This window comes from Sphingobium sp. WCS2017Hpa-17 (assembly GCF_031843765.1).
GTDB lineage: Bacteria > Pseudomonadota > Alphaproteobacteria > Sphingomonadales > Sphingomonadaceae > Sphingobium.
In genome coordinates, this window is record NZ_JAVTIV010000042.1 from 1 (window position 1) to 12,953 (window position 12,953).

Below are 12,953 nucleotides of genomic sequence, written 5' to 3' on the forward strand. Positions count from 1 at the left end.
TCGTGGCGCCCGAAGTCTATGTCGCGGTCGGCATTTCCGGGGCGATCCAGCATCTGGCGGGCATGAAGGACAGCAAGACCATCATCGCCATCAACAAGGATGAGGATGCGCCGATCTTCCAGGTCGCCGACATCGGCCTGGTCGGCGATCTGTTCAAGATCGTGCCGGAGCTTACTGAAAAGCTGTAAAGCAACGTTACGATGTAGGAAAGGGCGCGGGGAGGTGATCCCCGCGCCCTTTTTCTATGTCATTCGCAGTTGATGTCGTTCTTGTCGATGGCCCGACCGGCCAAGGCGCCGCCAGCACCGCCGAGGATGGTGCCGAGCGTCTTGGAACCGCCGGGAGCGATGATGTTGCCGAGCACGCCGCCGGCGATGGCGCCGACGATGGTGCCGGTGGTGCCGTCATCCCGCTTGCAATAATAGCGGCCGTCGCGGTCGCGGTAGATCTGGTCATTGTCGCGGATCGGGCGACGATGGCCACGGGGTGGGCCGCGACGGTCGCTCGGGCGGTCATAGCCGTAGCCGCCGCGTCCGCCATTATCCGACATACAAGCGCTGAGTGGCAACATCGCCAGGATGGCCGCGGCCAGGATCGGTTTGCGCATGGGGTTCTCCTCTTGTCTCCCTGTCGGCGGTTCAACCCTTTGGCAGGCCGATGTTTCCCAAAAAGAAGCCGCCCGTCGCTGCCATGAGAGGGGGGTGTGGCAGCGAGCGGGCGGCGACCGGCGGCGAGCGGGGGACTAGAACCGCCGGATGGGAATGTGATTAGTTGGGCAGCGGGCGGCTGCTGGTGACGGACGGCGTGACCAGTGGGGTGTTGGATGCAGTCGCCGTGCCGGTGTCTGCACGCTGTTCCTCCAGCTTGGCCTTCGCTTCGCCATAGCGGGCGACGATGTCGTCCTTGAATTCAGTCAGCTTGCCTTCGTCATAGAGCTTCTTGCCGACATAGCCGGCGATGGCGCCGAAGATCAGGGTGCGGATCATGATTGTCTCCGTTGATGATGGGTTCGGGGAGATAACCGGCCAGTGCGGATGGGGTTCCGACGACGATTGCCTGTACGGCGCTTTCCGTTAGTCTTGCGGCGGGCTGTGGGGGAATTGCGGCATGTCGGCTTTCGATCTGGTGTTCGCGGTGTTCGGACTGTTGCTGGGGCTGGCCGTGGCCGAAGTGCTGGGCGGCTTTGCCAGAGTGCTGAAGATGAAGCGCGCCGCCAAGCCGGTGCGGGTCGGCTGGCTGACGCCGCTGCTGGGCCTGTTCGTTCTGCTGGATCTCACCAGTTTCTGGGGCACGGCGTTCAGCATGCGGGACCAGATGGATGCGAGTTACCTGACGCTGGTGGTCGTGCTGGTCATCGTTGGCGCCTATCATCTGATTGCGTCGGTGATCTTTCCCGACGAGCCGGAGCAATGGCCCGATTTCGACGAGTGGTACGACAAGCAGAACCGGCTGGTGATCGGCGGGCTGCTGGCGCTCAATATCATCGTGACGATCGCCCATGCGATATTGGACGGGGTGCGCCCGGTGCCCGATGCGCCGGACGGACCGGCGGGCGCGGTGGGCCTGGCCTTTTATCTCGGCGGGGCGGTGTCGGTGTTCGCGCTGCTGATCGCGCTGCTGTTCGTCCATAATCGTCGCTGGAACGTGGCGATGCTGGCGGCGCTGAGCCTGATCCTGCTGAGCACCAGCATATTGGAGGATTATATCTGAACGGTCAGGCCGGATTGCCGCCGCGTTCGCGCAGGGCGCGGCTGACTTCGATCTGGTCCTGACGGCGGGCCATGGCGAGGAAGGCGGCTTCGGAGCGGAGGCAGCGGTTGCGGACATTGTCCAGCGTGGCGGCCGCCGCTTCGTCATGCGCCTTGGCGGCGAGGACGCGATAGTCGGGATTGGCCATGGCATGCGCTCCTTGCGTGGAAGGGGTAGGCCGGGCACCATGGGAGCGGCGCCCGACCGGCCCGCACCGCCGCGCCCGCAATGTGCGGACGGGGCGGGGGCCAGCGGCGGGGTGTGGCAAAGCCGAAGGCCCGCCACCCCGCACGCCGCTTATTCGGCGTGGGCGATGTTCACGGCCGCCATCTTGCCACGACGGTCCTGCTCCAGATCATAGGAGACACGGTCCTTTTCGCGCAGCGTGGCGAGGCCGGCGCGCTCCACGGCGCTGATGTGGACGAACGCGTCCGGGCTGCCATCATCGGGAGCGATGAAGCCGAAGCCCTTGTCGGCGTTGAAGAATTTGACGGTACCTACGATGCTCATGAAGATTTCCTTCTTTCAATGCGATGCGTCCCGTGTGGACGCACCGGGTCGCTAGAGGGGCAGGGAAAGAAGGAGAGAAGGAGCAGCAAAGCGCCGAATGACCGTCGATTTGCGACTATAGCCAGACCCATATAGGGGACGGAAGGCGAAATAGCAAATGACGGGCCGATGCGGGGCATGCGGGGCCATCCCGATCAGGCAGGCGCGGGCATGGCGGCCGCCCCGGCAGTCTGCGTCGCCGCTGCCATGGTTGCGGGGTCCAGCGCCACCATCGTGAAGCCGAAATAGTCGTCGCGGGCCTGCGCCGCGGCGATTTCATAGGGGCGACGCCAGACTTCATGCTGGGCATTCATTTCCTCTTCCTCGTCCGGCGTCAGGTCGCGCTCATAATCGTCGATTTCGTAGATTTCGGCGCTTGCATCGCCCTTGAAACCGAGCGGCGGGGGAAAATCCGTGCGCCAGCGGCCCAGCCGGTCGTTCCACCAGAGGCCGCGCAGCCGTTTTGCCGCTTCTTCCGGCGGAAAATCGGAGCGGTCGGGCTTGGGTTCGGGGCGAAGTTCACACCGTTCATTGGTGACGGAAAATAGCGGTTTTTGACCGGCCTGAAGCGGCAGGCGCGCGGCGATGAAAAGTGCGGCGGAGGCGCCGGGGGAGATGGCGGCGGCGGCGGCTTCCTCGACCGGATCGGGCGTGTCGGGGCGCGATCCGTCGAGCAGTTGCGCATCGGCCATGGTCCGGGCGCCGGGTTCGGCGCCGGTGCGGGGGAGGGCGAGGCCGTCCAGTTCCGCCTGTGTGACGTCTTCTGGGCAGAGCATGTCGAGATAGGCGGCGAAATCCTGCGCCACGACGCGGGCGAGCGCGGCGTCGGAGCCTTCGAGCGGGCTGTCGGCCATGCGATCCAGCCGGGAGAGCATCGACATGGCGAGGCGATTGTCGTGGCGGTGGCGGGTGATTTCGTGATTGTCGGGGTCTTTGCGGATGGTTTCTTCATTGCCGGTGATGGCGCGGGCGAGGAGGTCCGTGGCGAGACGCGCGCGGGCGATCAGGATCGCCGCGTCCCAGCCCAGGCGAAAGGCCGCGCCGTCATGGCGGGTGCGCAAAGCATAGGCCGAGCGGGCGGTGATGCGCACGGCTTCGCAGGCGAGCATGATGACGCCGGACGAGGCGAGGACTTCGAGAAAGCGGCGCTGGCGGGCCGGGGACCAGCCATCGGCGCGAGATTGTGGGGTGGCGGTGGGGAGGATGGGGTCGTGGATGGACATGGCTTGGCTCCCGGTTGGAGAAGGTCTTGCCGGGAGGGTATGTGGGTGAGTGGTGTGTAGGACAGAGGAATAGGATTTGTAGGGGTTTTACCAGTTGCCGCCAATATCCTTGATCGCCTGAAGCAGGGCTTTCTTGCTCTCCGTGCGCCGCGTGCCGCTGTTGCGGGGAATGTCCGCATCGGTGATGCCGAGTTCGGCGCGACGGCGTGCGATCTGACGGCCGAGTTCTTCGAGCGTGATCGGTTCAGAGGATGACGTCTTCGATTCCATAGTCGCCGGCCGTTTCATAGCGGATACGGCTTTCCATATAGTCCAAATCAAGCTGTTCCGAAAGCCGGGCGAGGGTGCGCGCCTGCTGCAACATATCGCGGGCCGTGCCCGACGCATATTGACCCATGCGATCGGCGATCATGTCTTCAACCGCGATGACATGAATGACGCCTTTGTCGCCGACCCGGATCGGGCGCACTCGGCTCCGGTCGGCCTGACCGTCCAGCAGTGTGGACGAGACGATTTCAAAACCCAGCTGGAGAATAGGATGAATCCAGCCGCGTGTCGCCTTGCCCGATCCGACCGGACGGATGAAGCCATGATCCTGCAACACAGTTTCGAATGCGGATTGCGCGCCGGTCACGATATCGAAGTCGCCGGTGTTGATGGCGCCCAGCGTATAGATTTCCACCGCCGCGCCGCCGACGAGGACAGGGCTTTCCCTTCTTGCTGCGGCCATGGCTTCACTGACTTGCGCGAAGGCGGCGAGTGCGGCTTCAAATTCAGGACGATAGGCGGTCATGCCGATCGGGTCGGGTTTTTGCGTCTGTCTATGATGGCCTGCATCCGGGCCATCGCTTCGTCATGGGGGATATCGGTTTCGTCCGACGCCATGGCGGCTTCGACCTCCGCGCGGAACCATGCGTCATAGGCTTCTTCGGTCGTCGCGAACTCGGACTCGATGGGGGTAAACTTAGTCATGGGGGAGTGTAGCAGATGGGTGTGCTGGAGCCAATTCAGGCGCGGTACGGTTTCTCCGATATGGATCAGTTTTGGTGAGGCTCAAATTTTTCAACGGAAACTAACCGGGATTGTGATTTTCGATGGTCGATCATGGCAACGTTTCAATGGCTCCCAAAGAAAATTGGGATGGAACAAATGGAGAATTGAAAATGCCACTTGGTGCTTGGCTTGGATTACCAAGTTTGATATTGGGTGGATCAAGGAGCAGAAGCCATGGCGTCGTTCATTCTCGAAAAGACCCGCATGTTGCGCGACGAGGCATGGCAAGCTGTCATGGAATCTGAAGCGTTTCTCGCATTTAAAGCGCTAGACGATGCCTACGTCCGAATGGGTGGATCGTCTCGCGTTGCGGATGATCCCGGCGCTTTTATGGAGTTTGCTAAGCAGGTCGTCAGAGTAGCCAGTCGCCGGATGGCGGAAAATCGAAAGCTTTCGCACGCAGAGGCAGCGGAAATAGCTCTTCATAATGCAGGGCAGCCGCTCACTACACCCAATTTGCTCGAAGCTGCCAAAGAGGCAGGTGCTGAAATCGGTGGTAACGACCCGCTCAACAATTTTCGGTCTACAATATCTAAAGATCCACGCTTCAAAAGCGTGAAAAAAGATGGAACTTCTTTCTGGTGGATCGAGGGTGAGCCTTTGCCGCCGGAATGGAATGAAGCGACGAGTCCGAGTTTGCTGGACGAACCCGCCGCTTCATCATCGGCAAGCTAGGAAGGGGGTGATGGGCATGGCCCGGCAACAACCTAACTAGCAAATAGGCATCCGGGGGAAACAGGGATATCAGCCCTGCCAACCTCGCAGCCCCGTAGGGGGAAAGCGACCGGAGAACCGGCTTTGCAACTAAAACCCCTAAGGCGACTACCTCCTGGTAGTCGCCTTTTTTTATGGTATCATTAGCTTAAAGAAATGCAAATATCTTACTCTGTCGCTGGATAACGACTACTCCGCCGCCAAAGCCTCCAGCCCCAACAGCGGCGCCAGATACCGCCCGGTAAAGCTGCGCTTCTCCTTCACGACCTTCTCCGGCGTACCTTCCGCGACCACTTCGCCGCCTTTGACGCCGCCTTCCGGTCCCATGTCGATGATCCAGTCGGCCGTCTTGATGACGTCGAGATTATGTTCGATCACGACCACGCTATTGCCCTGGTCGACCAGCGCGTGGAGGACTTCGAGGAGTTTTCGGACGTCCTCGAAATGCAGGCCCGTCGTGGGTTCGTCCAATATATAGAGCGTGTTGCCGGTGGCGCGGCGCGAGAGTTCCTTGGCGAGTTTGACGCGCTGGGCTTCGCCGCCGGACAGGGTCGTGGCCTGCTGGCCGACCTTGATATAGCCAAGGCCGACTTCGGCGAGCATCGCCATCTTGTCGCGGATCGGTGGCACGGCCTTGAAGAATTCGACCGCATCCTCGACCGTCATGTCGAGGACATCGGCGATGCTCATCCCCTTGAACTTCACCTCCAGCGTCTCGCGATTATAGCGGGCGCCGTGGCAGACGTCGCAGGTGACATAGACGTCGGGGAGGAAGTGCATCTCGATCTTGAGGACGCCGTCGCCCTGACAGGCTTCGCAGCGGCCACCCTTGACGTTGAAGCTGAAGCGGCCGGGCTTGTAGCCGCGCGCCTGCGCTTCGGGGAGGCCGGCGAACCAGTCGCGGATATTGGTGAAGGCGCCGGTATAGGTGGCCGGGTTGGAGCGCGGGGTGCGGCCGATGGGCGACTGGTCGATGTCGATCACCTTGTCGCAGTTTTCGAGGCCCGTCACCTTGTCATGCGCGCCGGCGACGATACGGGCGCCGTTGAGGGCGCGGGCGGACGCCGCGTAGAGCGTGTCGATGGTGAAGCTGGACTTGCCCGATCCCGACACGCCGGTGATGCAGGTGAAGGTGCCGAGCGGGATGCTGGCGGTGACGCCGGTGAGGTTGTTGGCGCGGGCATTGTGGACGGTGAGTTTCTTGCCACTGCCCTTGCGGCGCTTGGCCGGGACTTCGATGCGGCGGGTGCCGTTGAGGTAATCGGCGGTGAGGCTGTCCTTGTTCTTGAGCAGTTGCTTGAGCGTGCCCTGCGCGACGATGGTGCCGCCATGGACGCCGGCGCCCGGCCCCATGTCGACGATATAGTCGGCGTGGCGGATCGCATCCTCGTCATGCTCCACGACGATGACGCTGTTGCCGAGATCGCGCAGGCGTTTCAGAGTGACGAGCAGCCGGTCATTGTCGCGCTGGTGCAGGCCGATCGAGGGTTCGTCGAGGACGTAGAGGACGCCTGACAGGCCGCTGCCGATCTGGCTGGCGAGGCGGATGCGCTGGCTTTCGCCGCCCGACAGCGTGCCGCTGGTGCGGTCGAGGTTGAGATAGTCGAGGCCGACATTGTTGAGGAAGCCGAGGCGTTCCACGATTTCCTTGAGGATGGCCTTGGCGATCTGCTGCTGCTGGTCGTTCAGATGATCGGGGAGGGTGGTGAAGAAGGCGAGCGCGTCCACCACCGAGCGGCGGGTGGAGACGCTGATATCCTCACCCGCGATCTTGACCGCGAGCGCTTCGGGTTTCAGGCGGGCGCCGTTGCAGGTTTCACACGGCATGGCGGTCTGATATTTGGCCAGTTCCTCGCGCATCCAGGCGCTGTCGGTCTGGAGCAGGCGGCGGTTGAGGTTGCCGATGACGCCCTCGAACGCTTTCTTGACCTCGTAGCTTTTCTTGCCGTCCTGAAAACGCAGGGTGACGGGCTTGCCGCCGGTGCCGTGCAGGATGATGAGCTTCACTTCGCCCGGCAGATCGGTCCACGGGGTTTCGAGGCTGAAGCCGAACTCTTTCGCGAGGGAGCCGAGCACCTGCATATAATAGGGGCTGGGCGGGTTGGACTTGGCCCAGGGGACGACGGCGCCCTTCTTGATCGAGAGCGCTTCGTTGGGGACGACGAGATCGGGGTCGAATTCCTGCCGTTCGCCAAGGCCGTCGCAGGCGGGGCAGGCGCCGAGCGGGGCGTTGAAGGAGAAGAGGCGCGGTTCGATGTCCGGGATGGTGAAGCCGCTGACGGGGCAGGCGAATTTCTCCGAGAAGACGATGCGGTTCAGGGGGATGCCCGCGCCCTTCATCTTCTTGTCGGTGGATTGCACTTCGTCTTCGCGGCCGGGGACGACGCCGTCGGCGAGGTCGACATAGGCGAGGCCGTCGGCGAGTTTGAGGGCCTGCTCGAAACTGTCGGCGAGGCGGGTGGCCATGTCGGCGTCGACGGCGAGGCGGTCGACCACGACTTCGATGTCATGCTTATATTTCTTGTCGAGGGCGGGCGCGTCCTCGATCAGCATCATCTCGCCGTCGATGCGGACGCGGGTGTAGCCCGCCTTCTGCCACTCGGCCAGTTCCTTGCGATATTCGCCCTTCCGCCCGCGCACCACGGGGGCGAGCAGGTAGAAGCGGGTGCCTTCGGGCAGGAGGGCGACGCGGTCGACCATCTGGCTGACGGTCTGCGCGCTGATGGGGAGGCCGGTCGCGGGGCTGTAGGGGATGCCGACGCGCGCCCACAGGAGGCGCATATAGTCGTAGATTTCCGTGACCGTGGCGACGGTGGAGCGCGGGTTGCGGCTGGTGGTCTTCTGCTCGATGGAGATGGCGGGGCTGAGGCCCTCGATATGCTCGACATCGGGCTTCTGCATCATCTCCAGAAACTGGCGCGCATAGGCGGAGAGCGATTCCACATAGCGGCGCTGGCCCTCCGCATAGATGGTGTCGAAGGCGAGCGAGCTTTTGCCGGAACCGGACAGGCCGGTGATGACGACAAGGCTGTCGCGGGGCAGATCGACGTCGACGCCCTTGAGGTTGTGCTCGCGGGCGCCGCGGACGGAGATGTGGGTGAGACTCATGGGGGCGGTGTGTTCCATATTTGTTCGCGCTCATCAAGCGGCGCGTGCCATCCGGAACAAGATGTGAGGTCTGCCGCCTGGGCGCAAGGGCGGCGTCGGCACGAAAGCGGGTCTTTCGTGCCGACGCGAGGATCAGTCCTTCTTGCCGACGGCGATCCCGGCGAAGGTCGACATATTCCCGATCTGGCCATTGAGGGGACGGATATTCATCGAGAAGCTGGCCGCAAATTCCTCTGCGTTTAAGCCGTTGAACTGGCCGCCGGCATTGCCGCTGAAGCCCAAAGCGTTCGGGACATGGCGCATGTTGAAGAAGCTGCGGTCACAGCCATCGCAGGGGGGAACAGCGGTCAGATCATTCTTGTAATTGAAGCTGCCCAGCGCATAGGCCGCGCCGCTGACCCGGTCCGTCGCGGTCAGGCTGAGGGCAAGCGCCATGTCGCCGGTGCCGAAATCGGCAGTGAGGCGGCTGGTGCCCGACAGGGTAGCATCGCTGTTCTGCGGGCCATAATGGCCGCTGCCATAAACGATACCGGAATAGGACGCTGTGCCGGTCGTGGGCATCTGGTAGCTGGGCGTACGCGCGCCGAAGGCAATGTAGCGCTGCACCGAAGAGGGAGCACCCAGTGGTGATTCCTGGGTGCTGATTTCCGCGAAGCTGGTGTAGGTCAGGGCGATGTCGGGGTTGCCGGAACCGGTGCGGAAGACCCGCGCTTCATAATCCCCCCCATGATAGACGTCGAAACGGGCGTTGCTGTCGGCCTGGCTGAAATCCTTTGCGGCGATGCGCGCATATTCGAATTCGGCGGCCGTACTGCTGGTCAAATCCGTCTCATAGAAGATGTAGCTTTTGGCAGCGGGGTCGTAAAGGACGGTCATTCCGGGGTTCGCGGCTGCCCCGGATTCATAGCTGCCGAAATCCGGCGTGTAGCTGAAATAGCCGCCGACCGTGTCAAGCCGGGTCGGCTGGGTCAGGGCTGCAAGCCCCTGTCGCAAGGCGGTCAGATCGTCGCCACGTCCACCGCGCAGGATTGCGGTCAGCCGGCTGCCGTCGCTGGCGCCCGCCGCGACGACCCCGGCCACCTCTTCCGCGCCCGGACCAAAGAAGCTGCCATTGAGCGTGCCGGTATAGCCCAGCGTACCCGTCATCGCGAAACTGCCGCCAAAGGCGCTGCCACCCGACGCGATGGTGGCGTCGCTGCTCCATTGGCCCTGACCCGTCCCGCCGGCACCCGCATAGTCCAGCCTGGTCGGAGAGAATCCGTGCGTTCGGTAGGCGCCAAGTCCGGTCACGCGGCCGCTCGCGAAATCCGCTTCCAGCGATCCGGTGCCGGAAACCGCGGACGTGCGCGCGGCATTGGGCATGGCGATGCCGGAGAGGCTGACGCTGAAGAAGGCCTTTCCGCTGCGTGGCATGGCAGCGGTCGGTGTGGTGTTGCCGTAAATGAAACTGTCGGCTTTGACGGCCGTGTCGCTGCCGGTCCATGACAGGCCGGATACGAAATATTGGGCGCCCTGCGACAGATCGCCATAATTGGCTTCGCCATAGGTGGGGGTGAATTGATCGATGCTGCCATCGTCGCGGAAGGCGAGGCGCAGCGTGCCGTCGACATAAAGAGCCTTGACCGCTGCATTGGTGGCGACACCGGACAAGATCTCCTCACCATCGCGCCGGCCCGATATGCCGGTCGACAGGGGACGGAAGAAGGTCGCATTTTCGGGGTTGGTCAGGCTGGTGCCCTGATTGAGCGGATAAGAATTGCGGCCGCCCCAGATCGCGCCCGCCATGGCCGAAAATGCGTTCGAAGATGAAAATGTCGCACCGACCTCTGCCGCGTCGGGGCCGTAAAAGCCGCCATGAAATTCGCCGCTTGCCGAAGGATCGTTGATGCTGGGATTGAGGATGCCCGCGAAACGGCTGGTGCCGGCGGTGATCGTGGCATTGCCGTGCAGTCGGCCGTTATAGCCGGGCACTCCGTTCGTCAGCGCTGAAGCCGTGTAGCTGACATCGGCATGGATTCCGCCGCTTACGAAGTCGGCATCGAGCCGGCCGGTTCCAGCCAACCCATATATATCGGTAAAGAGGGTCGAAGCGCCGACCATCTGGACGTTATAGCTGGCGCTGCCGGTGCGGGGCATGGTCGATGCGGTGGTTTCAATCCCATAGGTGAAGGCGTTGAAAGAGCCATCGACGCTTCCTGTCTGGTTTACCTGGCGCTGCCAGAAGCCGGCGCCGACATAGCGCGTACGGCCCGCTTCAGTGCCGGCCTTGCTGAGGGTGAGGAAGTCAGTCGTGGCGCCCGACACCTTTTTATATGTGGTGAAGGCGTCGTTCGTCTGTGACGGATCGATATCGGTATTGCGGAAGCTTTGCGACCGGCCGCCTTCGGTAACAGTATAGGTTCCGTTGGTGGCATTATAGGCGAAGGTGAGGGTTGTCGCCTTGCTGCTTGGCGTGACCGCGCCGCTGGTGGTGGAAACCGTGATGGCGCCGAGCGAAGCGTTGGTGGCGAAACTTTCCGACACCAGCGGCGCCAGCAGATCGTCGTTAGTGGGGGTAGGCGTAGGCGTGGGCGTCGGAGTGGGCGTCGGCTGTGCGGGGGTGCTGTTCACCCCGCCACCGCCACCACAGGCGGACAAGGCCAGCGCCAAGGTCATCACGCCGGCGCCCTTCAACCAATATTGCATCATAAAACCCCCGTCAGAAAGCCGAACTCACCCCGAATTCGGCGGAAATGCGTTTGTAGTCGTAGATTTCGATCGAGGAGCGGTTGCGCTCCCACTTGACCCGGACCAGCGGCGAGAAGGTGCCGACATGGATGGCGCGCAGCGTCGCGGCGAGGCTGGCGTTGAAGCGATCTTCGATACGACGGCGCGGATAGAGGAAGAGGCGCGCGTCGGCCTCCAGATGGCTGTAGCCGACCGTGCCGATCAGCGTGGTGCGGCCGACTTCGCGATAGGCATAGGCGCTGGTGCCGCCGCTGGTCAGCGAATAGCCGGGGTCGCGCGCGGTTTCGCGAAAGCCATAGCTTTGCACGCCGATGCCGAAACGGGCGCTGATCGCGCGGTCGAGACTGGCGCTGAGCGTGAAGTCGTCCGCTATCTGAAGCCGGTTCAGCTGATTGTCGACATGGACGATGCCGCCTTCGACCCGCAGCTGGCTGCGCTTGCCGGTGGGATGCTGCCAGCTGGCATTGCCGCCATAATTGACCGAGAAGAGCCGGCGTCCATACCAGCGCCAGGTCGGCCCGACGGACAGCGAGATGAGATCCCGGCCGGAACGATATTGCGGCCCGACCTGAAGGCCGGTCGAGATATCGTTAAAATCGGCGTCGCGATACAGGGTGCCACCGGCCGAGAGGCGGACGAGCAGATCGGTCCCCGGTTCCAGCCCTTCGCGCCAATAGGCCTGACCGCGCAGGTCGAGGCCGATGCCCGATTTCGCCTGCGCATCGCGCCCCAGGGTGAAATCGCCGATGACGGTGCCCAGCGTGTCGGAGCGGGTGGCGCGGTTGATATTGCTGTCCGGCGCGATCGACACTTCCAGCGAGCCGCCAAACGGCTTTCGCGCGGTGAGCGCGTTGGTGTAGAAACGCACCATGCGCTGCACATCGGGCGGCAGGCCGGCGGCTTCGGCCGCGCGCAGGGCGCGTTCGGCACCGCGCATATCGCCCATCAGCGCCAGGATACGGGCGAGTTCGAGGCGCACGCGGGCCGTGCCGGGCTTTTCATCGAGAATGCGGCGCAGTTCGATCGCCGCGTCGGTATAGCGGTGCAGATCGTCCGCCAGCATCATGGCGAGCCGAAAGCGGGCCTCATTGCGCAATTCGCCATCGGGGTCGGACCGCAGCGCGCCATAAGCAGCCTGCGCCGTCGCGAAATCACCGCGTGCGCGGGCATCGTCCGCGAGGGCGAAAAGCTGCGCAGCATTCAACTGCGCCTGCACCTGCCCGGATGCCTGCCCTCCATCCTGCGCATGCGCGACCGCAGGCGCGGACACCATCAGTGTCGCGAAAAAAAATCCTGTACATACAAGTGATTCGTATCGTCCCCCCAAGTCGCCCATAAGAAGCGCCGGCGATCTTGTCCATCTGTTCAACAGGATGTTGCGACGAGAGGCGGGGGCGTTGCCGGCAATGATTGATCCCGGTGCGCGAAGAGGCGGTCGAGCGCAAGATGTCGAGGCGGCTGCAACCCGGAGTAGGGTGGCCTGCTGTAGAATAGGGCTGTTGCCCGTTTGCCCTGCATGGGGCAGATCGACGTCCATGTCCTTGAGATGATGTTCACGCGCGTCGCGCGCGGAGATGTGGGCGAGACCCATGGTGCGTTCTTTATTTGTTCGGAAGGGCGGGCAAGGAGTGCAGGTGGTGAGCCTGTGCCTGCAAGGACTTGTGCTATTTGACAGGCGATCCTATCACCTCATGATCCCTAGCCTAGAGCGTTTTTCGATCATTCCAGATCATACCCGCACGAACTGAAGTAGTTGGCACATTCCATTGGCTGGAAGATATCGACGAGTTTGCCGATCAGGCCCCACAGTCCGCTGACGGTTCTTTCTTC

The 12,953-nt window shown here is 62.9% G+C and carries 14 protein-coding genes and 1 pseudogene; 3 read left to right on the forward strand and 12 right to left on the reverse strand.

The annotated features are described in order from the left end of the window. A partial coding sequence (locus tag RQH62_RS24245; RefSeq protein WP_311271217.1) for an FAD-binding protein occupies positions 1-188 on the forward strand: 188 nt, incomplete at its 5' end. Between the two features lie 59 nt (positions 189-247). Here RQH62_RS24245 and RQH62_RS24250 read toward each other — a convergent pair. Both RQH62_RS24250 and RQH62_RS24255 read right to left on the reverse strand, forming a co-directional pair. Continuing rightward, entirely contained in the window at positions 248-607 is a 360-nt protein-coding gene (locus RQH62_RS24250) for a glycine zipper 2TM domain-containing protein (RefSeq protein ID WP_311271218.1), read from the reverse strand. A gap of 160 nt (positions 608-767) precedes the next feature. Continuing rightward, positions 768-986, reverse strand: a complete 219-nt coding sequence (locus RQH62_RS24255; protein WP_311271219.1) for a hypothetical protein — start codon at positions 984-986, stop codon at positions 768-770. Positions 987-1,107: 121 nt separating this feature from the next. Between RQH62_RS24255 and RQH62_RS24260 the strand changes: the two genes are divergently transcribed. Beyond that, the gene (locus RQH62_RS24260; protein ID WP_311271220.1) at positions 1,108-1,710 is read left to right on the forward strand and encodes a hypothetical protein; all 603 of its coding nucleotides are present in this window, start codon (positions 1,108-1,110) and stop codon (positions 1,708-1,710) included. A gap of 4 nt (positions 1,711-1,714) precedes the next feature. Here RQH62_RS24260 and RQH62_RS24265 read toward each other — a convergent pair whose 3' ends face one another. The 6 genes from RQH62_RS24265 to RQH62_RS24290 form a co-directional block, all read right to left on the reverse strand. After that, positions 1,715-1,897, reverse strand: coding sequence for a hypothetical protein (locus RQH62_RS24265; RefSeq protein ID WP_311271221.1), 183 nt, complete (start codon positions 1,895-1,897; stop codon positions 1,715-1,717). A gap of 149 nt (positions 1,898-2,046) precedes the next feature. Then, a complete protein-coding gene (locus RQH62_RS24270; protein ID WP_120250550.1) occupies positions 2,047-2,259 on the reverse strand; it encodes a cold-shock protein in 213 nt (70 codons plus the stop codon). A 194-nt stretch (positions 2,260-2,453) separates the two neighbouring features. After that, positions 2,454-3,521, reverse strand: coding sequence for a hypothetical protein (locus tag RQH62_RS24275; RefSeq protein WP_311271222.1), 1,068 nt, complete (start codon positions 3,519-3,521; stop codon positions 2,454-2,456). A gap of 87 nt (positions 3,522-3,608) precedes the next feature. Then, positions 3,609-3,791 (reverse strand): hypothetical protein, encoded by a 183-nt coding sequence (locus RQH62_RS24280; protein ID WP_311271223.1) that lies wholly within the window; start codon positions 3,789-3,791, stop codon positions 3,609-3,611. Further along, entirely contained in the window at positions 3,766-4,314 is a 549-nt protein-coding gene (locus RQH62_RS24285; RefSeq protein WP_311271224.1) for a hypothetical protein, read from the reverse strand. Before RQH62_RS24285 ends, RQH62_RS24280 begins: the two co-directional genes overlap by 26 nt. After that, complete coding sequence (locus tag RQH62_RS24290; RefSeq protein WP_311271225.1) at positions 4,311-4,493, reverse strand: stability determinant; 183 nt, start codon at positions 4,491-4,493, stop codon at positions 4,311-4,313. The genes RQH62_RS24285 and RQH62_RS24290 overlap by 4 nt, the downstream gene beginning before the upstream one ends. 255 nt (positions 4,494-4,748) lie before the next feature. Between RQH62_RS24290 and RQH62_RS24295 the strand changes: the two genes are divergently transcribed. After that, the gene (locus RQH62_RS24295; protein ID WP_311271226.1) at positions 4,749-5,249 is read left to right on the forward strand and encodes a hypothetical protein; all 501 of its coding nucleotides are present in this window, start codon (positions 4,749-4,751) and stop codon (positions 5,247-5,249) included. Positions 5,250-5,477: 228 nt separating this feature from the next. Here the strand turns inward: RQH62_RS24295 and uvrA are convergent, their stop codons facing one another. The 4 genes and pseudogenes from uvrA to RQH62_RS24315 all read right to left on the reverse strand — a co-directional run. After that, positions 5,478-8,396, reverse strand: coding sequence for an excinuclease ABC subunit UvrA (gene uvrA / locus RQH62_RS24300; RefSeq protein ID WP_311271227.1), 2,919 nt, complete (start codon positions 8,394-8,396; stop codon positions 5,478-5,480). Positions 8,397-8,528: 132 nt separating this feature from the next. Continuing rightward, the gene (locus tag RQH62_RS24305) at positions 8,529-11,084 is read right to left on the reverse strand and encodes a transferrin-binding protein-like solute binding protein (protein WP_311271228.1); all 2,556 of its coding nucleotides are present in this window, start codon (positions 11,082-11,084) and stop codon (positions 8,529-8,531) included. A gap of 10 nt (positions 11,085-11,094) precedes the next feature. Beyond that, entirely contained in the window at positions 11,095-12,396 is a 1,302-nt protein-coding gene (locus tag RQH62_RS24310; RefSeq protein WP_311271229.1) for a surface lipoprotein assembly modifier, read from the reverse strand. A 446-nt stretch (positions 12,397-12,842) separates the two neighbouring features. Next, positions 12,843-12,953 (reverse strand): annotated as a pseudogene (locus RQH62_RS24315) (IS630 family transposase); the annotation flags it as partial.